Genomic DNA, 21,585 nt, shown 5'->3' on the forward strand with positions numbered 1-21,585 from the left:
GATCAGCCCGTGCCGGGCGAGACCGTGAACACAAGCCTCGAGAGCCTGAAGACCGAGACGCCCGCTGATCTGCAGCAGGCCCCGGCGGGCACCACCAACGCGCCACTCGCCGGCACCGGTACCGTCACCTTCGGCTCGACCACAACCCCCGCCTCCGCGCGCACGGTCAGCACGACCGATGCGGTGCAGACGGCCACCTCCCCGGTTGAACACCTGCCCGTGAGCCTCGGACAGGCGACCGGCGAGGCCATGCCGACCGGGACCTGGCAGGTCAGCGTCGCCGGCCGGACGGACCCCAAGACGCAGGGTATTGACGGCGCGGTGCTCGCCGTGGAGGCGCCGTCAACCGGCTCCGTGCCGGTGACGGTGCAGTTCGACTACGAAGAGTTCAAAAACCTCTACGGTGCCGACTGGGCCTCCAGGCTGCGTTTTGTCCAGTTTCCCGAGTGCTACTGGGATACCCCGGACGACGAGGCGTGCCAGACCTACGAGGAACTCGAAACCGTCAACAACACCGACACCGAGACGGTCACCGCGACCGTTGACACCGCTGCAGACGGCACCATCACACCTGCCTCTGCTTCCTCCGCGGCCCGGACCGGCGGTACGGGCGTCATACAGGCCGGCTACCGCAGGCAGGTTGCTGCTGTGGCCGGTGGCGACAGGGCGGTTCTCGGTCTCACCGACTCGGGCGCCGGCAAGGGCGGCTCGTTCAAGGCGACCCCGCTGGTCTCCAGCGGCTCGTGGGCGGCCGGCGGTTCCTCCGGCGCCTTTACCTGGTCCTACCCGCTGGCCATCCCGCCGGCCCCTGCCGGGCCGTCCCCCAACGTCGCCTTCGAGTACAACTCGCAGACGGTGGACGGCAAGACAGCTGTTTCCTCCCCGCAGGCATCCTGGATCGGTGAGGGTTGGGACTACGACCCGGGCCACATCGAGCGCCGCTACCGTCCCTGCAAGGACGACACCAAGACCCTCCAAGCCGGGACCCCGAACAACACCGCCGCGAAGGACAAGACTTCCGACCTGTGCTGGGTGTCGTACAACGCCGTGATGTCGCTCAACGGCCGGACCACCGAACTGGTCCGCGTCGGCAACACCGACGTCTACCGCCCGCAGAACGACGACGGCACCCGGGTGGAGCTGAAGACCGGCGCCACCAACGCCGACAACGACGGTGAGTACTGGGTCGTCACCACCAGGGACGGCACCACGTACTACTACGGCCTGGACGCAGTAGGCGGTGGCCACGCCGCCACCGACTCGGTCTCCACCGTGCCTGTGTTCGGCAACCACCCCGGCGAGCCGTGCCACACCGACACCTTCGCGGACTCCCGGTGCGGGGCGGGCAAGCAGCAGGCGTGGAGCTGGGGCATGGACAAGGTCGTCGACGTCCACGGCAACGCCATGGTGATTGACTGGCACCAGTCCACCAACTACTACGCCGTTCGGAAGAAGTTCACGACGCCCGAGGCGTACGACCGCGCCGCCTACCCGGACCTCATCGAGTACGGAATGCAGTCCGCGGACCTCACCAAGCCGTCCGCGGACCTCACCAAGCCGTCCGCGAAGGTCGACCTGATGGCTGCTCAGCGATGCCTGGACTCCGCCACCGTCTGCGACGGCACCAACTTCGACAAGACCGACGACCCGGGCGCGTATCGCCCCTGGTGGGACAGCCCCGGCAACCTCAACTGCAAGGCCACTTCCAAGTTCTGTCCCGCCTTTCCCTCCTTCTGGACCCGGCTGCGCCTGTCCGCGGTCACCACCTACGCCCAGCGCCCGGGATCGAGCACGCTCCGGAAGGTAGACACATACACACGCTCCACCAGTCCTTTCCCAAGGACTGGTACGACACATCGCCTGGCCTGTGGCTGAACTCGATCACCCGCACCGGCTTCGGCCCAGGCGACACCACCGGCACTCCCCAGTCCAAGGACGGCGTCAGCTTCGCCAAGTACACGGTTGGTGCGTCCTCTCCGCTGAGAGCACGCCTGAAGGACCGTCAGCTCCCCAATCTCGTTCCCTCAAGCTCCAGCGACAAGCGACCGGGCTTCACCCGTCCGCGCATCGGCACAGTGGCCACCGAGAACGGCGGCGACATCGAGGTCGAGTACACCGGCGGCTGCCGCTCCGAACCCGCCACCGACAAGGGCAAGAGCAACGGCACCTGCTATCCGGTGCGCTGGTCCCCGGACGGGGCGGAGAAGGCGCCGGCCAAGGCATGGTTCAACAAGTACGTTGTCGCTTCGGTCACCGAAACCGACAAGGTCACCACGCACGGCAGGCCCATCGTCACCTCCTACGAGTACTCCTCCCCGGCCTGGTCCAAGAACGACGACGAATTCACCCGTCCCTCCTTGCGCACCTACAGCAAGTGGCGCGGCTACCGTCAGGTCGCCACCACCAAGGGGAGCGAGACCACCTCCCAGAATGGTGAGATCCCGTCGCAGTCCTATGGCGTCACCCGCTACTTCCAGGGCACCGGCGGCCCGCTCAAGGACTCCGAGGGCGCGGTGGAGCTGGTTGCCGACGACGCCGAGCAGTACGCCGGCATGACCGCCGAGGTCCTCACCTACGAACACACCGGTGGCGACCTGCTCAAGCGGGCCCTGACCTTCCCCCAGTCCAAGCAGACCGCCTCCCGCGCCCGCGAGGCTGAAGACGGCACTGACCTCGACCCGCTCCTCGCCCACCGCACCTGGGTCGACCGTACCGACGCCATCCAGACCCTCGACACCAGCTGGCAGACAGTCCGGACCGAGACGACCGTCGATGACACCTACGGACTGCCCACCCAGCTGCAGATGTCGGTCGTCAAGCCGAACGGCACCGGCGGCGAGACCCTCAGCAACCAGGTCTGCATGCGGACGAGCTACGTCCACAACACCACCGCCTGGATCATCGGCAAGCCCGAGGAAGCCCGCTCCACCGCAACGCCCTGCTCCGGCTACGCGACCGCGGACCCTGCAACCCAGCTCCTGAGCTCAGTTCAGACGTCGTACGACGGGCAGGCCTGGCGAGTTCCCCCGACCACGGGCCTCCCGACCTCGGTAGCGGAGATCAACGGCACGGGCACATCCCACTCCGTGGTGACCACGACGACCTACGACCCCCTGGGCCGGGTCCGGAAAGTCACCGCCCCGAAGACCGGAACCAGCGAAACCGTATACACCCCCGGCGACACCGGCGGACCGGTCACATCTGTCACCACCATCAACCCCAAGGGGCACACCTCCACCACGACCTACGACCCGGGCCGCGCACTGCCGCTGACGGTCACCGACACCAACGGCCGCGTCACCCTCAGCGAATACGACGCGCTCGGCCGCCTGGTCAAGGGCTGGTCACCCTCCCGCTCCTTTGGCGGCAAGAGCCCCGACGTCGAGATCAGCTACCAGACGGCACTGGCAACGGACGAGGACACCACCCCCGCCTCCGTCACCGTCAAGGCCCTGAAAGACGACGACACCTACAGCCGCCAGGTGACGATCTACGACGGCCTGATGCGTGAGGTGCAGACCCAGTCGGAAGCCCACGGTGCGGGCCGGGTCATCGTCGACACCAAGTACAGCGATCACGGCCTGCTCCGAGAGAAGACCGGCGGCTACCTTGCCAAGGGCTCCCCGACCACCGAGCTGTTCGCCCGCACGTCCGAATCCCTGGTCCCGAGCAAGACCAGGACCCGCTACGACGGCCTGGAGCGTGTCGTACGCTCGTCCGTCTACTACGGCAAGGACTACCAGTACGCCTCGTACATCTCGTACGGCAAGACGTCCGTCTTCACCAACCCCGCCGGCTCCACCGCCCCGTCCACGAAGACCTTCACCGACGCCTTGGGCCGGGTCACTTCGATCCAGCACTACACCGCCGGCACCAGCGAGTGGCGAACCACCAGCTACTCCTTCGACGCCCGCGGTGACCGCACCCAGGTCACCGACCCGGCCGGCAACACCTGGTCCTACACCTACGACACCCGCGGACGCCTGAAGAAGTCCACCGACCCGGACACCGGCGAATCCTCCCTCACCTACGACGACGCCGACCGCAAGATCAGCACCACCGACGCGCGCGGCAAGACCACCTACACCACCTACGACGAACTCGACCGCATCACCGCTGTCCGCGAGGGCTCGGCCACCGCTCCTCCGGTCAGCGAGTTCACCTACGACACACTGATCGGCGCGGTCGGCCAACCAGCTTCCTCCATCCGGCACACCGCCGGCGGCGAGTACATCAACCGCGTCACCAGCTACGACACCGACTACCGGGTCACCGGCCGCGAAACCGTCATCCCCTCCAACACGGTGACCGCCGGCCTGTCGGGCACCTACCGGTACCTGTACGCCTACACGCCCACCGGCAAGCCCCCGTCGGTCACCTTGCCGGCCAAGGGGGGCCTGGCCGCCGAGAAGGTCATCACCCGCTACGACGCCGAGGGCATGCCCGAGTCCACCTCCGGCCTCGACTGGTACACCTCGGACGTGACCTACTCCCCGTACGGGGAGGTACTGCGCACAGTCAGCGGCCCACAGCCCTACCGCGTGTGGACGACCAACTTCGTCGACCAGCACACCGGCCGTCTCCAGCGCACGGTCACCGATCGCGAAACCGCCAACACCCACCGAATCGCCGACAGTTACTACTCCTACGACGCCTCGGGCACCATCACCTCCAACGCCCGCAAACTCACGGATTTCACCGGCTCGACCTGGGACAACCAGTGCTACACCTACGACGCGCTCGGTGAACTGGTCCACGCCTGGACGTCCAACATCACCCCCGACGGCTCCGGCACCGGATGCCGCTCATCCGGAGGCACCAACTGGGGGCACCGCACCGACGGCCTGCCCTCCAGCGGCCCCGTCGCCAACGCCCCCAACGCGGCCAGCGACACCACCAGTCCCGACACGGCACTGACCAACTCCCTCAACGCCGCCGCCCCCGCCACCGGCACGGTCTCCACCGGCACCACCGCCTACCGCCAGGCCTTCACCTTCGACTGGATCGGCAACCGCGCCAGCCTCACCGAGCACAACACGGCCGACGCCACAAAGAACGTCACCTTCAAGTACGGCTACGGCAGCACGGGGCCCACCACACAGCCGCATACCCTCTCCTCGATTACCTCCGCCCCCTCCGGCCAGGGCAGTACCTACACCAGCGACCCCACAGGCAATACGGAAACCCGCACGCTGCCCTCCACCACCCAGGCCCTTGGCTGGACCGCGGAGAACAAGCTCGACACGGTCACCACCAACGGCGTCAAGACGAGTTACATCTACGATGCCGAGGGCAACCGCATCCTGGAGAACTCGCCCTCAGGTTCCACTCTCTACCTGGGCGAGACCGAACTCACCACCGATGCCGCCGGCAAGATCACCAAGGCCTCCCGTGCCTACGGGCACGCCGGCGCCCCCACCGTCGTCCGTACCACCACCAACGGCGCGACCACCGGCCACAAACTCAACGTCCTCATCTCCGACCACCTCGGCACCGCCAACACCACGGTCGAACTCGGCGGCACTCAAACGGTCACCCGCCGCGCCTTCAAGCCGTACGGAGAGGCACGCGGCCCCAAGCCCTCCACATGGCCCAACAAGCGCAGCTACCTTGGCGTCGGCATCGACGACTCCGCCACAGGCCTGACCCACATCGGCGCCCGCGAATACGACCAGGCTGCCGGCCGGTTCCTGTCCGCCGACCCCGTTATCGACATAGCCGACCCGCTCCAGATGAACGGGTACGCCTACAGCAACAACAGCCCCATCAGCAAGAGTGACCCCACCGGGCTGAAACTCTTCGAAGGCGACAACCAAAGAGGATTCGACAGCAATCCTGCCACCGGAAATTCGAACGCCAAGAAGAACACGCAGAAGAGTCAAACCAACAACTACTACGACGGTCCGATCGCGATTCGGATGAATGTCACCAACATCACGTTCAAGAATTACAAGATGTTCCACAAGGCATGGAACGCTGTAATTAAGCGGGAGGGGCCGAATCTCCTCAAGCACTGGGATCCGAACCAGGACTGCTTGGACTACGGCCTAGGGTGCTTCCCGAACCCTGCAGGCGGAATCTCCTTCGGTGTCGCACACATCATGTGTGGTGTCGAGGGTGTTTCCTGCGACCATGAAAAGAGCTGGCTAGGCATCTACGCAGGCCAAGTGCTGGACACCGTAGCTCTGGAAGTGGGCCTCTCCAAGACGCTCGGCCTGAAGGCGCTCGCGCCTGGAAAGTTGAGAGGTGCCGCAGGCGGGCCATGCAGTTTCAGCGCCGATACCCCCGTCTTGCTGGAACACGGGAAGAGCAAGGCGATCGGAAAGGTGAAGCCCGGTGACAAGGTCGAAGCGGGAGACCCTCGCACCGGAAAGCATCGCGGTCCCCGCACGGTCACGGCCAAACTTGTCCACCACGACTACGATCTCGTAGACCTCAAGATCCGCAATGGACAGGGCAAGACCTACGAACTCCACACCACGTCCCGGCACCCCTTCTGGGACGACACCACCCGCACCTGGATAGACGCCGGCAAGCTCACCCCAGGCCACACGCTCAACACGGCGAACGATGAGCATGCCGTCGTCGTCGCGGTCAAGGTGGTTCCCGGCTCAGCCGATATGCAGAACCTCACCGTCGACGACCTGCACACGTACTATGTGCTGGCGGGTGAGACGCCGGTCCTCGTTCACAACAGCAACTGTGACTTCAAGATTGGGGTTGCGGACGAGAAATATGACAAGCATGTCTTGGGGCTCGATGATTCCGGGAATCCGACCCGTAGGCCTGATATGCCGGAATACGACACGGATGATGGCTTTGAAAGATACGTCGCGGACGCGCAGGCGCTGATGTGTCCCGGTAGCTGTCCCGCTGCTGCACGTGAAGCTGTCAGAAGTGACGGTGTCATCATTCGAATGGACTCCCAAGGGAGAATTGGAATGAGAGACGGGAACACCATTTCGACCTATTTCCGGCCAGATGATCCGCTCGCATACTTCCAGAGAGAGGCGGCCCGATGACTCAAAACACTGGGGACTTCCGTGACGCGTTCTCCAACTTCGTCAGAGAGTCTGGTCGGTGGCGTGACGTCGAACCGGAGGCACTCCTGTCTCGCTGGCGTGCTTTCGTCGAAAGTTGCGAACAGGGCTATCGGGATGACGCCGAAGACTACTTCAATGATCTGACGTCGAGGGATTCGCTGGCGCGAGCTCTTGATGCTGCGGAACTGCAACGCTTTCCCGAGCTTGCGCTACTTCGCGCAGAAGTGGAAGCGGTAGACTCAAGATTCCGCGCACTCCTGATGCCAGATGCGTTCCCAAGGATCTCTGAGGAATCCTGGTGGGCGCGCGGCGTGGTGAAATTTGCGCGGAGGCGGCTGGTGGAGGACCTGCGGCGGGAATATCGCCTTGAAGTGGCACTGCTCGAATAGTCCTTGAAGGTTCGTGTCAGTAAATAGAAGCCCCGCCAGGTGCGTCCTGGCGGGGCTTCTGCGTGGGGTGACGGCAGTAGTTGACGGCAACGTCAGCGAACCCGGAACGGTTCATGGTCCATCGCAGGAATCTATGCCCAGTCGTATCCGAGCGCGGCGAGCTGCGCGAGTTGTTGCTCACTGAGTCGGTGGCGTCGGGTTTTTTGGTTGGTGAGGAAGATGCCCAGCTTCACGGTCGTGCCGTCGGGGAGTTCTTCGACGTGCTGCCTTCCGACGACAGTCTTCCCCTCGCGTTGGATGTACTGCGTGAGGGCTGCTACGCCACGCTGGAAGGCATCGGCGCCGCCCCCTGCTCCTGTTCTTGCGGGGCGTGGTGCACGGGCGGCTGAGGGTCGTGCAGCGGGTTTCACGCCCATCTTGCCCAGGCGGTGTTGCTGTTCGGTGTTGAGGCGTGTCCAGTCGCGGGCTTGCCTCGTCAGCCAGCGTCCGATGTCGTCGCCGCGGTGCGTTACCCCGGGCACGATCTCTTCGAGGCAGGCCCCGCCCTCGAGGAGCACCTTCAGGCCGGTGTAGTGGCGTTGCCAGTCGACGGTCCACCCGCGCTCGCGGGGGTTCCAGTCGGGGTCGATGGCGGCGAGCTGCTCGGCCCGCCGCTGCGCCCGTTCCGGGTCCTTGCCGAGTCCGCCGGGTCGGCGGAGGTTGGTGAGCCATTGTCCGACGGGTTTGTCGAGGGCGGTGGCGTGGCGGGGTGCGGCCAGGGTGCCGGCCTGTGCGTAGTACGCGCGGGCCGCGGCGAGGTTCTCGGCGAACTGCGCGTCGGCGGTGTCCCACACCATGCCGAGCTCTTCCAGCTCATCCGCCCGGGTGCTGGACATGGTCCCGGCCCGGTAGGACCGCCGCTGGTCGGACAGCCACCTGCCCAGTGGGTAGGCGCCTTCCTGGTGTTCGTAGGGCACGTCCAGGGAGCCCTCCCGTTCGAAGTACTGCCGGGCGGTGTCGTAGCCGCGGGTCCAGTCCTGGCGTTCGGTGTCGAGGATCTGGAACTTGACCCACTTCGCGATCATGGCGGGGTCGCGGGGGGCTGCGAACCGGGCCTTCCGTTCGATTGACGAGCTCCACCGGGCCGCGAAGAGCGCCCTGCGTTACATCCAGCGCCACCCCGAACTCCTCACCGCATTCCTGGCCGGAACCGGCCTCGAACTCGCCCCACCCGCGTCAAGCCCGTCATCGAAGATCAGTAGTTGACGGCAACGTCACCGGACGGGTGCTGCACAAAGTGGCGGTTCGTCGCCGTCGTCGGGTCGGGTGGCGGGGCGACGGGCAGGTCAGCCGCGCTGGACAGGCTGCGCGGCGGGTCGCCGGTCGTCCTCGTCGTCCGGCTTGTCGAGGGCATCGAGGTCTTCGTAGGCCGGTGCGGGCAGGCGCGCGCCTCGGCTCACCGCGATCCGGTGGACGTTCGTCAGTGCCTCGGTCAACTGGACTGCCAGCAGGTGCAGTTCGCCAGGCGACCACTGGCGCCCGTCCAGAACGCGCTGTGCCTCCTGAACGAGTTCACCGGCCAGGCCGAGTTGGGCCGACTCCATGTTGTCAGCGAGGCGTGACAGGTAGCCGGTCCCGTCGCCTGCGAGGTAGCAAGGTTTTCCTTCTGGCCCGGCCCAGGGGAGCAGGCGGGCCTGATTCGTGAGGCTCATCAGGCCCGCACCTCCACGCTGTTGATCAGCCGGGGTCCGATGTCGATGCCGTGCACGACCAGCCGTAGTGCGCACCGTGGTGCCCGTCGGCGCTGCTGCTCCCGCTACTCGTGCGCGACCAGGTACGGGCGGACCAGTCCGATGTCCTCACCGCGCAGCACCGGGGCAGCGGGTAAGCGAGGCGGACATTCAGTCGATGCCACCACACCGAGACTGATGGAATGGCGATCCGGTCCGCGGTGGCGGCCCGGTGCGGGCCACAGCAGCCGCAACAGCGGCTCGAAGATGTGGGCGATACAGTGCGGCATGTCGGCGCTCCTTGTCAGCGTTGGCCACGCCCCCGGACCGTTCGCTCGGTCGCGGGGGTCCTGACTGGGCGTCAGCCTGCCGACTGGCGATGCACAGCAGTTGCACCGAAGGGTGCAACCCCTCTCGCCGGGACCCTGCTATATCCCGACCCACTCCGCGTACTGCGCCAGCGAACTGTTACGCGTCCGTTCCTGTTGCTTGAGGGCCAGCACGGTGTCCCGCACGGTCGGGTGGTAGCGGGTCTGCTGAGGCGCGATGCGCCGAGCCTGGTGCAGGCAGTCCAGCGCCTCCTCCGGATGGCCGGCCCAGGCATGGGAGCGGCCGAGGTCCATCCAGTGGTGCCCGGCCCGGGAACGGGTCCAGCCCCGCGGGATGTGCACATCCTCGGCGAGTTCGATCGCGCGCCCGAAGTCGTCCATCTCCGAGGCGATGGCCACGGCATGCACACCGACGTTCACCGGCCCCCAGGTGACGCCGAAATCGGGCAACTCGCCCGTGGTCCGGGCCAGAGAGCAGGCCTCGGACAGGCGGGCGTCCGCCTGGTCCCGGTCCTTCATCCGCCCCGCGATCACCGCAGCCCGCAGATGCAGCATGCCCCGCATGGCCTCAACACCTGCCGGGCGGCGCGCGTCCTGCCCGTCGAGATCCCGCAGAGCCTGGTCAATCACCCGCATACCCACGTCGTACCGGCCGGACGACATCGTGGTCTGTGCACGAAGGAAGGCATGCATGGCGGCCAGTCCCGGCTCGTCGGCGCGCGGCGCGGTCCAGGCCAGCCGGTCCAGCGCGACGGTGGCCAGGTCGATGAAGCCGAGCTTCCACGCCACGGTGAACACACACCGGAACGACTCCGCCAGACACTCGTGAGCCAGCCGCTGTTCTTCCCCGGTGCTGGTGTGCACCGCCTGCACCGACTCGTCGATCAAAACGGGCAGGTCACGCACCATGTCCGTGTATTGTGCCTGACGGCGCTGCTCAAGGGCCCGTTGGACATCAGCCCGGATCAACGCGGCTGGGCGCGGAGCCGTCTCCCAGTCGAGAGCGACATCCCAGTTCTCCAGCCCCTCACGGATCGGCTGGATCAAGGCGTCCATGCGGTCCCGGCGCAACTCCTCGGCGTACGGCTGTCCCAGCAGATCGGACGTGGATACGCCCAGCGCGCGGGCACAGGCAGCAACAAGAGCCGGGGAAGCGGGCTTCTGCCCACACTCCACCTTCGACAACAGCGACTTTGACACATGGGCGCGCATCGCCAGCCCCTGCTGCGTCAAGCCACGCTGTTTCCGGATACGGGCGATCCGAGCGCCGGTGTGCTCCTCGATGCTCTGCGACACGGCGAACTCCGTTCTGCGGCAACACTCAGACGGTACCCCTGCAACACGGTCCCCGGACCGGCCGGACAACGATCATCCTGGCTACCCGCAGGACCACACCTGGCACTCCGACGCTTCGAACCACACTCCAGCCGACCGATCAGGCCGACGGCCACGGCATATCGCCAAGGCGGGATGCGTCCAAACTTTCTCTACGTCTTCAAGGCGACCCGCTGGCGCGGGTAGCGCGCGGCACGGCCGCCCACCCGGCCCGCTCTCGGCTCCGCCACCGCGGGCCGGCCATGGGCGTGATCTCCTCCTCGCGGACGGCGTGCTCCAGGGCGGACTTGAGCACGGAGTGGATGTACGCCAGCGTCAGCGGGGAGAGCCGCTTGGAGCAGCACGCCTCGGCGGCGCAGCAACGGGGCTGATCACGGCGGGCGTCGATGCCGCGGGTGCAGCACTGGCAGGTTAGGCGGAGCTGGTTGAGCCAGGTGCGAACGTCCTTGGCGGCGAGCTTGGCGGGTTTCTTCTTCCTCAGGCCCGGGATGAGGTGCTGATGGACGCAAGCCGTGTAGCGGGTGTGGGTGTTCTCGCGGAGCTGGTGGACGGCGACGTTCTCCAGCCAGTACGTCAGGTACGCAGCCACGCTGCCCTGCGTGGAGGGCACGGGGAGGCCGCGGTTGCTGGCGGCGATCTTCTCGGTCAGCTTGGACAGGGCTTCCTTGCGGGTGGTGCCGTAGACGCGGACCCTCTTGCGGGTGTTGCCGGAGGCGAGGACGTATCCGGCGGCTTCCCAGCGGCTGTCCTTGCGTTGGTAGACGGTTCCGTCGCCGTTGGCGCGGCTGCGGCGGGAGGCGGGGGTGTCGCGGGGTGTGGTCATCAGGCGGCTTCCTGTTCGAGGCGGGTGCGGATGAAGTCGGTGGACCCTCGTACCGTGCTTCCATGACCGCCGACACATCCGACGAGATCCGCCTGGCCGCCCCGGCCGACGTCCCCGCCGTACGGGCCGTCACCGATGCCGCCTACCGGCACTACATCGCGCGCATCGGCGTCGTCCCCGCACCCATGCGTGCGGACCATGCGGCGGATGTGGCGGCGGGCCGGGTGTACGTGACGGGGGACCAGGACGTCATCGGCGTCCTGGTCCTCGTCCCGCACGAGGACCACCTCTTCCTGGAGTCCGTCGCCGTCCACCCGGACGCGGCCGGCCGGGGAGTCGGCCGACGGCTGCTCGCCTTCGTGGACGCGCACGCCCGCGGCCTCGGCCTTCCCGAGATCCGCCTCTACACCAACGCGCTGATGTGGGAGAACCAGAAGATCTACCCGCGCTACGGGTACGAACTGGTGGAGCGGCGCGTGGACGGCCCTTACGACAGGTTCCACTACCGCAAGCGGCTGACCCGCTGACCGACCGACTGATCGACTGTGTCAGTGGCGGCTGAGACGATCGACGCATGACGACGATCGACTGGGACTCCGCCGCCGACTCCTTCGACGAGGAGCCCGACCACGGGCTGCTCGATCCGGTGGTCCGGCACGCATGGGCGCAGCGCCTGGAGAACTGGCTGCCCGGGGACCGCTCCGAGGTGCTGGACCTGGGGTGCGGCACCGGAAGTCTGGCGCTGGTCGTCGCCGGGCAGGGCCACCGGGTCACCGCGGTCGACCGGTCGCCGCGCATGGTCGAGCAGGCGCGGGCCAAGCTCGCCGGGACGGGCACCGAGGTGCTCGTCGGGGACGCGGCCCGACCACCGGTCGGGAAGCAGCAGTTCGACGTGATCATGGCCCGCCATGTGGTGTGGCTGCTGCCCGATCCCGAGGCCGCTCTGCGCCACTGGTTCGGTCTGCTGCGGCCCGGCGGGCGGCTGCTGCTGATCGAGGGGGTGTGGGGCGGGGTGGGCCTCTCCGCCGAGAGGCTGACCGCACTGCTCACCCCGTTCACCGAGCGCATCCACCACGAGCGGCTCTCCGGCGACCCGGACCTGTGGGGCAAGCAGGTCGACGACGACCGGTACGCGCTGGTGGCGCGCGCCGAGCCGCCGCACCGGCACACCGAGATCGTCGATGTGCATCTGATCCTGCGCCGCGGCCCCGACGTCCTGCTCGCCCGCCGCGCCGGGACGGGATACGCGGACGGGCTGTTCAACGGTCCGTCCGGACATGTGGAGGACGGCGAGGACGTCCGCGAGGCGATGATCCGCGAGGCCGCCGAGGAGATCGGTCTCGCACTGGACCCGGACGAGCTGCGGGTCGCCCTGGTCATGCAGCACCGCGGTCCCGGCGGCAGTCCCCGGACCGGCTGGTTCTTCGAGGCGGAGTACGACCCCGCCCGCCCGCCGTACAACCGCGAACCGGAGAAGTGCTCGGAGCTCGCCTGGTTCCCGCTGGACGCCCTGCCCGACGACATGGTCGCGTACTGCCGCGCGGGGCTGGACGGCTACCGGGCGGGGGAGCACTTCCTGATCCACTGGCACGAGGACGGCGACACCGTGGCGTACCAGCCGCACGGCACCCGCCGCGCGGTCCCCCTGCGGTCCGGCGGGTCCGGTACCGGCGGGGTGCACCACATCGAGCTGTGGGTGCCCGACCTGGCGGTGGCCGAGGCGGGGTGGGGCTGGCTCCTCGGTGAGCTGGGCCATGTCCCGTACCAGAGATGGGAGCACGGCCGCAGCTGGCGGCGCGGTGACACCTATCTGGTGATCGAGCAGTCACCGGCCCTGGCCCCGGGACCGCACGACCGGCTCCTTCCCGGCCTCAACCACCTGGCGTTCCACGTCCGGGACCGGGCCACGCTGGACGCGCTGGTGGCGCGGGCCCCGGAGCACGGCTGGCGGCTGCTGTTCGCGGACCGCCATCCCTACGCGGGCGGCGACGCGCACTGCGCCGCTTATCTGGAGGACGCGGCGGGGTACGAGGTGGAGCTCGTGGTGCGTTAGCGTCCGTCGCCGGACGGGCGCGACAGTGCCAGCAGACCCGTGAGCCCGCCTGCGAGGGCGAGGCCCTCCAGCTCGTCCAGCGCCCGGCGGGCGGCATCCGCCGCGTCGGGATCGTGTGCGGCCAGCCCGCTCTCCTCGAACTCGTCCTCGTCCAGCCGCAGTACGGAGGAGCCGTCCGCGGACACCCACAGATCGAGATCCAGATCCTCGACCAGCAGCTCCCCGTCGCCCAGCACCGCGGGCCGGGTGATGTCGCAGTACCAGCCCTTCAGCGTCCCCTCGCCGGTGCGGACCTCCTTCACCGCGAACCACCGGTCGCGCCAGTAGTGCTCGGTGAAGACATCGCCCGGCTCGAACCGTACGAAGCCGAAGTCGCGCACGCCCGGCGCGGCCCACGGCGCGGTCACCGTCACCCGGGTGCCGTCGTCGCCCACGAGCTCCGCCGGGTAACGGATCTTCGTCCGCCCCGCCTTGACCAGGACGACCTCAACCGATGTTGTGGACATGGCGCACCTCCGTGGCGCAGATCCGGTAGCCGAACCATGTGTTGATGGCCAGCATCGGGCCGTTGTCCGCGTCATTGCCGGTGTACGCGTCCGTGTAGCCGGCCGCGCGTGCACGGTGCAGCGAGTCGGTCTTGGCGAGCTTCGCCAGACCCCGGTTGCGATACGCCCTGCGGGTGCCGGTCATCCCCGACCAGTAGCGGGTCAGGCCGTCGGTGTTCGCCGCACTGAAGGCCGCCACCTCGCCGTCCACCACAGCGACCGAGGTGAGCTCCCGGTCCAGACCGGGGTTGTTCCAGGTGTTCCGCAGCCAGTCCTCGTAGTCCGAGAGTTCGGCCGGGGTGTCGCTCGGCTCGTCCGCCGTGGTCTCCGCGTCCGCCTCGAACAGGGGCCGCGGGTCGTCCGCGAATTCCGCGGCGGTCCGCAGCTCCACACCGGACGGCGGATCCTGACGGGGCGGCAGCGTGCCGTGTGCGAGGTCGAGATGGAGGAAGTGCGCCGGACGGCTCGGCGTGTACCCGCGCTTCTCGGCGAAGACCCGGTTCGCCGGCTCGTCTAGCACCCAGGTGTAGATGGCGACAGCTCCCGCCCCGGCCAGATACTCCTCGGCGGTGCGCACCAGCAGCGAGCCCGCCCCGCGGCCCACCCGGTGGGGGTGCGTGTACGGATTGCAGAAACCCTGGCCGGGCTCCGGGCTGTCATGGACGATGCCGACCTGAGCGGTGCCGATGATCTCCCCGTCCTCCTCGGCGACCAGCAGCCTGTACCGCCTGTCGGGATGGGCGTTGGCCTGTTCGAAGGAAACCTGCTCAGGAGTCGTCACCATGTACGGAAGGGCGGCGCGCCGCACCCGTACCCACGCCTCGGCGTCGGTGGGCACGAAGTCGCGAACGATCACAGTCATGCGGCGGACGTTACGGGGAGAACCGGCCCGGTCGCCTCCGAATTTCCGGCGGTGGGGGAGAATCGGGCCGTGACTTTGAAGATCGCTCTCGATCCCGACTCCGGCACCGCCCCGTACGAGCAACTGCGCACGCAGATCTCCGAACTGGCGCGGTCCGGCGCGCTGCCCGTCGGCTACAGACTCCCGACCGTACGCGGCTTCGCCGAGGAGCTCGGCCTCGCCGCGAACACGGTGGCCAAGGCGTATCGGACCCTGGAGGCGGACGGGGTGATCGAGACCCGCGGACGGAACGGTACGTTCGTCGCTGCCGCGGGGGATGCGGCGGAACGGAAGGCCGCGGAGGCGGCGCGGGAGTACGCGGACCAGGTGAGGCGGCTCGGGTTGTCGCGCGCGGCGGCGGCGTCGCTGGCGCAGGATGCGGTGCGGGCGGCGTACGAGGAATGACCGCGGCCGTCCGGGCGGTGGCCGTTCGTGTCCTCAAGGGTGCGAGAACCGAGCCCGTCCGGCGATTGGGGGCAGACAGGCTTGCGGGCGGAACCCTCAGAGATACAGCCCCGCGTCCGCCCCCGCGTCCTGCTTCGGCACCGAGGCAGGACCGGTGCCGCGGCGCAGCGCGTACAGCTCGGCCAGCGTCGCTCCCTCCCGGCCGAGCCCCTCCTCCGTGCCCAGCCAGGCCACCGCCTCCCGGCGCGTCAGAGAGCCCACCTCGATGCGGGCCAGGCAGCGACCGGGCCTGACGACCGCCGGGTGGAGCCGTTCCAGGTCCTCATTGGTCGTCACGCCCACCAGCACATTGCGGCCCTGGCCCAGCAGCCCGTCGGTGAGGTTCAGCAGCCGGGACAGCGCCTGGCCCGCCGTGTGCTTGGCCTCGCCGCGGATCAGTTCGTCGCAGTCCTCCAGGAGCAGCAGCCGCCACCTGCCCTTCGCCGTGCCGTCGTCCTCGCCGATCGCGATGTCCATCAGATAGCCGACATCGTTGAAGAGCCGCTCCGGGTCGAGTACGCAGTCGACCTGGCACCAGTCCCGCCAGGACCGGGCCAGCGTGCGCAGCGCGGACGTCTTGCCGGTGCCGGGCGGGCCGTGCAGCAGGAGCAGCCGGCCCGCGATGTCGTCCGGTGTCACCTTCATCAGCCGGTCCATGGCCTCGGCCACCGGCGCCGTGTAGTTGCCGCGCACCTCGTCCCATGTACCGGCGGCGATCTGACGGGTGGTGCGGTGCGGGCCACGGCGCGGTGAGACGTACCAGAAGCCCATCGTCACGTTCTCGGGCTGTGGTTCCGGTTCGTCCTGGGCACCGTCCGTCGCCTGGTCGAGGATCTTCTGCGCCAGCTCGGCGGTGGTCGCGGTGACGGTGACGTCGGCGCCGCGGTTCCACCGCGAGATGAGCAGCGTCCAGCCCTCTCCCTCGGCGAGGGTCGCGCTGCGGTCTTCGTCGCGGGCGGCGCGCAGCACCTTGGCGGCAGGCGGCAGCAGCGTCGCCCCGGACTTCACCCGGTCGAGGGAGGAACTGTGGGAGTACGGCTGCTCGCCCGTCGCGAAGCGGCCGAGGAACAGCGCGTCGACGACATCGGCCGGGGAATCGCTGTCGTCGACGGTGAGCCGGATCGGCAGAGCGGACTCAGGGTTGGCAGACATGGCGCCCATGATCCGGCACAGGGGCACCCGGCGCACCCAGGTTTTGCCACCTTCTGCCACCCGTTCGGACGGGCATCGCTCACCGCCCCGAGCCGGTGAATCCGCTTCGTACCTGCCGCGGCGTCGGCGGACCGCCGGACCGTCACCCGCTCCGGGGCGTACGGTCGCTGGCGCCGCCGCGCCGGCATCCTTGACCGGATGGGTTCCGGGGCTCCGGCATTCCGGTCGCCGGCCGAATGGTCGGCGGTGCATGCGGAAGCGATCTGCGGTGCACAAGGGCCTCCCCCGCGATAAGGAGCCCACACCGTCCTGCCTCGCTCCGGATGTTCTGCATGCGCGCCTTTGCCCCGCAGCGCGCCGGATGCCGGATGCCGATGTGACGCACGCTCAGGAGGCGTTCAGGAGAACCTCATGGGATGTACTTGGCATGAACACTTCCAGCCGGGCCGCTGTGCTGCTACCACTGAGTAGGGCAGAGATCCTGCCGGTCGGTCCAAGGGAGATTCCATGAAGATATCCAGACTTGTGGCGCTGTCGTCCTCGCTCCTGCTCGGTGCCGTACTCGCCCTGACCGGGGCGACCACCGCGAACGCAGCGACGTCCGTCGATTACGTCGCACTCGGCGACTCGTACTCCTCAGGGGTCGGATCCGGCAGCTACGACAGCGCCAGCGGTGACTGCAAGCGCAGCACCAAGGCCTATCCCGCGCTCTGGGCCGCCGCCAACTCGCCCGCGTCGTTCGCCTTCACGGCCTGCTCGGGTGCCGTTACCGACGGTGTGAAGGCCGGACAGCTCGGCCCGCTCTCCGCCTCGACCGACCTCGTCTCGATCTCCATCGGCGGCAATGACGCGGGCTTCGCCGATGTCATGACCACCTGTGTCCTCCAGTCGGAAGCCACCTGCCTCAGCCGGATCGCCACCGCCCGCAGCTACGTCGACTCCACCCTGCCCGGCAAGCTCGACTCGGTGTACACGGCGATCAGGTCCAAGGCGCCGTCCGCCCGTGTCGTCGTCCTCGGCTACCCCCGCTTCTACAAGATCGGCGGCAGCTGCATCGCCGGCCTGAGCGATACCGAACGCTCCGCCATCAACAGCGCCTCCGACTACCTCAACGCGGCAACCGCCAAGCGTGCGGCCGACCACGGCTTCACCTTCAGTGATGTCGCATCCAGGTTCACCGGGCACGAGATCTGCTCCGGCAGCGCCTGGCTGCACAGTGTCAACTGGCTCAACATCGGTGAGTCGTACCACCCCACCGCCGCCGGACAGTCGGGCGGCTATCTGCCCGCCTTCAACTCGGCGGCCTGACAGGGCGGCGGAAGCCACGGGCCGCCCCGTTCACTCGTCCGCAGGGGCGGAGGCCCCTTCCGCAGAGGCGGAGGCCCCGTCCGTCGGGGTCTCCGTCCGGCAGGTCACCGAGAACTCCACTCCGTTCGAGGTGACCACGACCGGACTCCTCACCTCCAGGGTGATCGTTCCGTGGTACGTGATGTCCTGCCGGTACGTCAGCTCCGTGTGCGACACCTGCTTCGACCGCCCGCCGCCGGCGCCGAAGGGCAGCGACTGCCAGCCAGGACCGGAGCTCGTACCGTCCTTCAGCACCCACCGGTACTCGACCCGGGCCGGCGTGCGCCCCACCGTGATCGTCGCCTCGACCGCCGGTGCCTCGGTGTGCGGCGGCGGGCAACTGCCCTCGTAGCTGTCGCGTACCGAGGTGAGATACACCGTCACGGTCTGGGGCGACGGCTTGCTCGTACTGCTGTGGGCGGTGTTGCCGGTGCTCCCGGTGCCGCCCCCGCCCGGTGATTCGTCGACGCCGGACGTTCCCCGGGTGGCGGACGCCGAGCGCGGGGCGCTGCTGGTCGGGCCCGGGCCGGGGGCGCCGGTGGACCCTCCCGCGTTCTTGTCGTCGCCCCTGTGGGTCAGTGTCCAGACGATCCCGCCGACGGCCAGCAGCAGGACCGCCAGCCCTATGGCGAGAACGGCGACCGCCCGACGCGACCGCTCCTCGGGAGCGGACGCGTACGCCGCAGAAGGAACGGGGGACGGGGAGGGGGGCACGGGAAGCGGCGTCGCAGGAGCCGTCGTGCGGGCCGTCACCGTCGCACCGTACGGATCCGCCGCACCGGCCCCCGTGGTCCGTGGCGTACCCCCGGCGGCGACGATCCGCAGCTGATGCTCGGCCTCCGCGGCCGAGAGCCGCTCGGCCGGGTCCTTGCGCAGCAGCCCCTCGACGACCGGAGCCAGCGGGCCGGCCCGCCGGGGCGGTGGCAGTTCCTCGTCGACCACGGCCCGGAGCGTGTTCAGCGGGGTGTTCTGACGGAACGGCGAATTGCCCTCGGTCGCGGCGTACAGAAGCACACCGAGTGACCACAGATCCGATTCGGGCCCCGGCGTGCGCCCCAGTGCGCGCTCCGGTGCCAGGAACTCCGGCGAGCCGATCAGCTCACCCGTCATGGTGAGTGCGGACGTCCCCTCGACCATGGCGATACCGAAGTCCGTCAGCACCACCCGCCCGTCGTTGGCGAGCAGCACATTGCCGGGTTTCACATCGCGGTGCAGCACCCCGGACCCGTGGGCGCTGCGCAGCGCGGCCAGCACCTCCGCGCCGATGTGCGCCGCTCGCTGCGGGGACATGGGGCCCTCGGCGTCCAGTACGTCGGAGAGCGCGAGCCCGCGGATCAGCTCCATCACGATCCAGGGGCGGGAGTCCTCGGTCGCCACGTCGTAGACGGTGACCACGTTGCGGTGGGAGACCCTCGCCGCCGCCCAGGCCTCCCGCTCCAGGCGCGCGTAAAGCCGCTGTACGTCGGAGGCGGGCAGCCCCGACGGGGCGCGGACCTCCTTCACGGCGACCTCGCGCCCCAGCACCTCGTCGCGCGCCCGCCACACGGTCCCCATCCCGCCCTGGCCCAGGGGGCCCAGCAGGCGGTAGCGGCCCGCGATCAGTCGGTCCTCGCCCGGCACTTCGCTCACGGTGATCCCCCATCCGCAGGAGTGGCGGCAGCACGGCGGAAACCTCTCCACGCTAGCTCAGACCGGACCGTTCCCGACCCCCTTGCGCAACAATCCGCCGCTGCGGCGAACCGCTCCCGTTCTGTCCAACTCGCCCTGGAATCGAGCGAATTATGAGCACCGTCGTCAACCTCCGTATGTGTGTGCTCAATCCGGCGCCCGGGATACACGCGTGTCATCGCGGGAGGATAGGGTTAACCTGCCCGGGCCGGGTGCCCTCGTACGGGTGGGGAGTGACATGGAACAGATAGCGATGCGCAGCAGGCCGCGTGTGCCTGCCATCACATGCGGAAGCAGTGCGACCAGTTCGCGCCTCGACCGCCATCTCGCAGTGCTCGGCGGTCCCGCCGTCCCGCAGCGCGAGACCGCGGAGGCGACGCTGCTGATGCTGGAGCTCACCTCGCGCGACGCCGCGCGCAGCCGCCGGAGCAGGAGCGCGCGCGTCTCGCTCTTCGCGCCGTTGCGGCGACTGCGGCGCTCGCTCTTCGGCAGCCGCCACTGACCCGACGGCCTGTCACCATCGATCCGGCCCCCGACCGATCGCCCGTTTCTGACTGAACCGGCCCACCGCTCGGGCCGCGCTCAGGCGATCACACCGTCCCGGCGCAGCTCCGCTGTCTGCTCGTCCGTCATCCCCGCGGTCCGCAGCAGTGCTTCGGTGTGCTCACCGAGCGCCGGTACGGCTCCCATCCGAGGCTCCGCCCCGCCCGGCAGCGTGATCGGCGGCAGCATGGCCCGCAGCGCCCCGACCGGCGATGCCACTTCCCGCCACCGGTCCCGAGCCGCCAGCTGCGGGTGTGCTGCCACGTCCGCCACGGTGTTCAGCCGGGCGCAGGCGATGCCCGCCGCGTCCAGCCCGGCCAGTGCCTCCTTCGTGGTCAGCGTGGCGAGCGCCTCGGCCACCACCGCATCGGTCCGCTCCCGGTGCGCGGTCCGTGCGGTGTTCGTCGCGAAGTCCGGATCGTCCGCCAACTCCGGCCGTCCCAGCACCTGTTCCGCGAGCCGGCGCCACTCCCGGTCGTTCTGCACGGAGAGCAGCAGGTGTTCCCCGTCCGCCGTCCCGAATGCGTCGTAGGGGGCGATGACGGGATGCGCGAGCCCTGTGCGCGCCGGGGATTCGCCTCCATGCATCCGATGGTGCAGCGGATGCCCCATCCACTCGGTCAGCGCCTCCAGCATCGAGATCTCCACCGGCCCGCCGAGCCCGGTGGTCGCGCGCCGCAGCAGCGCCGCGAGCACCCCCGAGAAGGCGTACATCGCCGCCGCGATGTCGGCGGCGGGCACGCCCGCCTTCACCGGCTGCCCGGGCGTGCCGGTGACGGAGACCAGCCCCGCCTCGCACTGCACGAGCATGTCGTAGGCCCGCTTGTGTGCATACGGCCCGTCGGCGCCGTACCCCGAGATGTCGACGGCGACCAGCCGCGGGTGCGCGGCGCAGAGCGTCGTGGCGTCCAGACCCAGCCGGGCGGCCGCGCCCTGGGCGAGGTTCTGTACGAACACATCGGCGTCGGCGACCAGCCGGCGCACCACGGCGAGGCCGCGCGGGTCCTTGAGGTCGATCGCGAGGGACTCCTTTCCGCGGTTGCACCAGACGAAATGCGAGGCGAGGCCGCGGGCGGCGGTGTCGTAACCGCGGGCGAAGTCACCGCCGTCCGGGCGCTCGATCTTGATGACCCGGGCGCCGAGGTCGGCGAGCTGCCTGGTGGCGAACGGGGCGGCGACGGCCTGTTCGACGGCGACGACGGTGATGCCGTCCAGGGGGAGGGGCTGAGTGCTCATGGGAACCCTACCTATCGTGTACGTAACAACTTTGTCATCCCGAGATGTTGACGTCGAAAACTTCTGGG

General features: G+C 68.7%; 16 protein-coding genes and 2 pseudogenes. 8 read left to right on the forward strand and 10 right to left on the reverse strand.

The annotated features are described in order from the left end of the window. The first annotated feature begins 249 nt into the window (after window positions 1–249). Both OH809_RS33115 and OH809_RS33120 read left to right on the forward strand, forming a co-directional pair. A pseudogene (locus OH809_RS33115) lies at window positions 250–7,022 on the forward strand (polymorphic toxin-type HINT domain-containing protein). Further along, window positions 7,019–7,432, forward strand: coding sequence for a hypothetical protein (locus OH809_RS33120; RefSeq protein WP_406418047.1), 414 nt, complete (start codon window positions 7,019–7,021; stop codon window positions 7,430–7,432). The pseudogene OH809_RS33115 and the gene OH809_RS33120 overlap by 4 nt, the downstream one beginning before the upstream one ends. A 131-nt stretch (window positions 7,433–7,563) precedes the next feature. Here the strand turns inward: OH809_RS33120 and OH809_RS33125 are convergent, their stop codons facing one another. Then, window positions 7,564–8,496 (reverse strand): helicase associated domain-containing protein, encoded by a 933-nt coding sequence (locus tag OH809_RS33125; protein ID WP_406418045.1) that lies wholly within the window; start codon window positions 8,494–8,496, stop codon window positions 7,564–7,566. On the opposite strand from OH809_RS33125, the gene OH809_RS33130 reads away from it, so the two are divergent. Then, complete coding sequence (locus tag OH809_RS33130) at window positions 8,477–8,677, forward strand: hypothetical protein (RefSeq protein WP_406418043.1); 201 nt, start codon at window positions 8,477–8,479, stop codon at window positions 8,675–8,677. The two genes, OH809_RS33125 and OH809_RS33130, sit on opposite strands and share 20 nt — an antisense overlap. A gap of 80 nt (window positions 8,678–8,757) precedes the next feature. Here the strand turns inward: OH809_RS33130 and OH809_RS33135 are convergent, their stop codons facing one another. The 4 genes and pseudogenes from OH809_RS33135 to OH809_RS33150 form a co-directional block, all read right to left on the reverse strand. Then, window positions 8,758–9,123, reverse strand: a complete 366-nt coding sequence (locus tag OH809_RS33135; protein ID WP_406418041.1) for a hypothetical protein — start codon at window positions 9,121–9,123, stop codon at window positions 8,758–8,760. A gap of 104 nt (window positions 9,124–9,227) precedes the next feature. Further along, window positions 9,228–9,431 carry a hypothetical protein gene (locus OH809_RS33140; RefSeq protein WP_406418039.1) on the reverse strand — a complete coding sequence of 68 codons (204 nt, stop codon included), beginning with the start codon at window positions 9,429–9,431 and terminating at the stop codon, window positions 9,228–9,230. A gap of 138 nt (window positions 9,432–9,569) precedes the next feature. Beyond that, entirely contained in the window at window positions 9,570–10,766 is a 1,197-nt protein-coding gene (locus OH809_RS33145; protein WP_406418037.1) for a helix-turn-helix domain-containing protein, read from the reverse strand. Window positions 10,767–11,055: 289 nt separating this feature from the next. Further along, window positions 11,056–11,628, reverse strand: a pseudogene (locus OH809_RS33150) (site-specific integrase); the annotation flags it as partial. Window positions 11,629–11,690: 62 nt separating this feature from the next. Between OH809_RS33150 and OH809_RS33155 the strand changes: the two are divergent. After that, window positions 11,691–12,155 carry a GNAT family N-acetyltransferase gene (locus tag OH809_RS33155; RefSeq protein WP_406418035.1) on the forward strand — a complete coding sequence of 155 codons (465 nt, stop codon included), beginning with the start codon at window positions 11,691–11,693 and terminating at the stop codon, window positions 12,153–12,155. A gap of 47 nt (window positions 12,156–12,202) precedes the next feature. Continuing rightward, window positions 12,203–13,681, forward strand: a complete 1,479-nt coding sequence (locus OH809_RS33160) for a trifunctional class I SAM-dependent methyltransferase/NUDIX hydrolase/VOC family protein (RefSeq protein WP_406418033.1) — start codon at window positions 12,203–12,205, stop codon at window positions 13,679–13,681. Here OH809_RS33160 and OH809_RS33165 read toward each other — a convergent pair. After that, window positions 13,678–14,187 (reverse strand): DUF402 domain-containing protein, encoded by a 510-nt coding sequence (locus OH809_RS33165; protein ID WP_406418031.1) that lies wholly within the window; start codon window positions 14,185–14,187, stop codon window positions 13,678–13,680. The genes OH809_RS33160 and OH809_RS33165 overlap by 4 nt on opposite strands. Then, window positions 14,168–15,088, reverse strand: a complete 921-nt coding sequence (locus OH809_RS33170; RefSeq protein WP_406418029.1) for a GNAT family N-acetyltransferase — start codon at window positions 15,086–15,088, stop codon at window positions 14,168–14,170. The genes OH809_RS33165 and OH809_RS33170 overlap by 20 nt, the downstream gene beginning before the upstream one ends. Window positions 15,089–15,157: 69 nt before the next feature. On the opposite strand from OH809_RS33170, the gene OH809_RS33175 reads away from it, so the two are divergent. Continuing rightward, window positions 15,158–15,532: a GntR family transcriptional regulator gene (locus OH809_RS33175; protein ID WP_358858121.1), complete on the forward strand. Its 375-nt coding sequence runs from the start codon at window positions 15,158–15,160 to the stop codon at window positions 15,530–15,532. 96 nt (window positions 15,533–15,628) lie between these two features. On the opposite strand, the gene OH809_RS33180 is transcribed toward OH809_RS33175, so the two are convergent. Next, entirely contained in the window at window positions 15,629–16,732 is a 1,104-nt protein-coding gene (locus OH809_RS33180; RefSeq protein WP_406424833.1) for a DUF5925 domain-containing protein, read from the reverse strand. Between the two features lie 498 nt (window positions 16,733–17,230). Here OH809_RS33180 and OH809_RS33185 point away from each other — a divergent pair, with 498 nt between their 5' ends. Further along, window positions 17,231–18,031 (forward strand): SGNH/GDSL hydrolase family protein, encoded by an 801-nt coding sequence (locus OH809_RS33185; RefSeq protein WP_406418026.1) that lies wholly within the window; start codon window positions 17,231–17,233, stop codon window positions 18,029–18,031. Window positions 18,032–18,061: 30 nt separating this feature from the next. On the opposite strand, the gene OH809_RS33190 is transcribed toward OH809_RS33185, so the two are convergent. Continuing rightward, entirely contained in the window at window positions 18,062–19,699 is a 1,638-nt protein-coding gene (locus OH809_RS33190; protein WP_406418024.1) for a serine/threonine-protein kinase, read from the reverse strand. Window positions 19,700–19,976: 277 nt separating this feature from the next. Between OH809_RS33190 and OH809_RS33195 the strand changes: the two genes are divergently transcribed. Next, window positions 19,977–20,240 (forward strand): hypothetical protein, encoded by a 264-nt coding sequence (locus tag OH809_RS33195; protein WP_406418022.1) that lies wholly within the window; start codon window positions 19,977–19,979, stop codon window positions 20,238–20,240. Between the two features lie 80 nt (window positions 20,241–20,320). Here the strand turns inward: OH809_RS33195 and OH809_RS33200 are convergent, their stop codons facing one another. After that, window positions 20,321–21,517, reverse strand: a complete 1,197-nt coding sequence (locus OH809_RS33200) for a CaiB/BaiF CoA transferase family protein (protein WP_406418020.1) — start codon at window positions 21,515–21,517, stop codon at window positions 20,321–20,323. Between the last annotated feature and the right edge of the window lie 68 nt (window positions 21,518–21,585).

This window comes from Streptomyces sp. NBC_00873, assembly GCF_045207415.1.
In the GTDB taxonomy this organism is placed as follows: Bacteria; Actinomycetota; Actinomycetes; order Streptomycetales; family Streptomycetaceae; genus Streptomyces.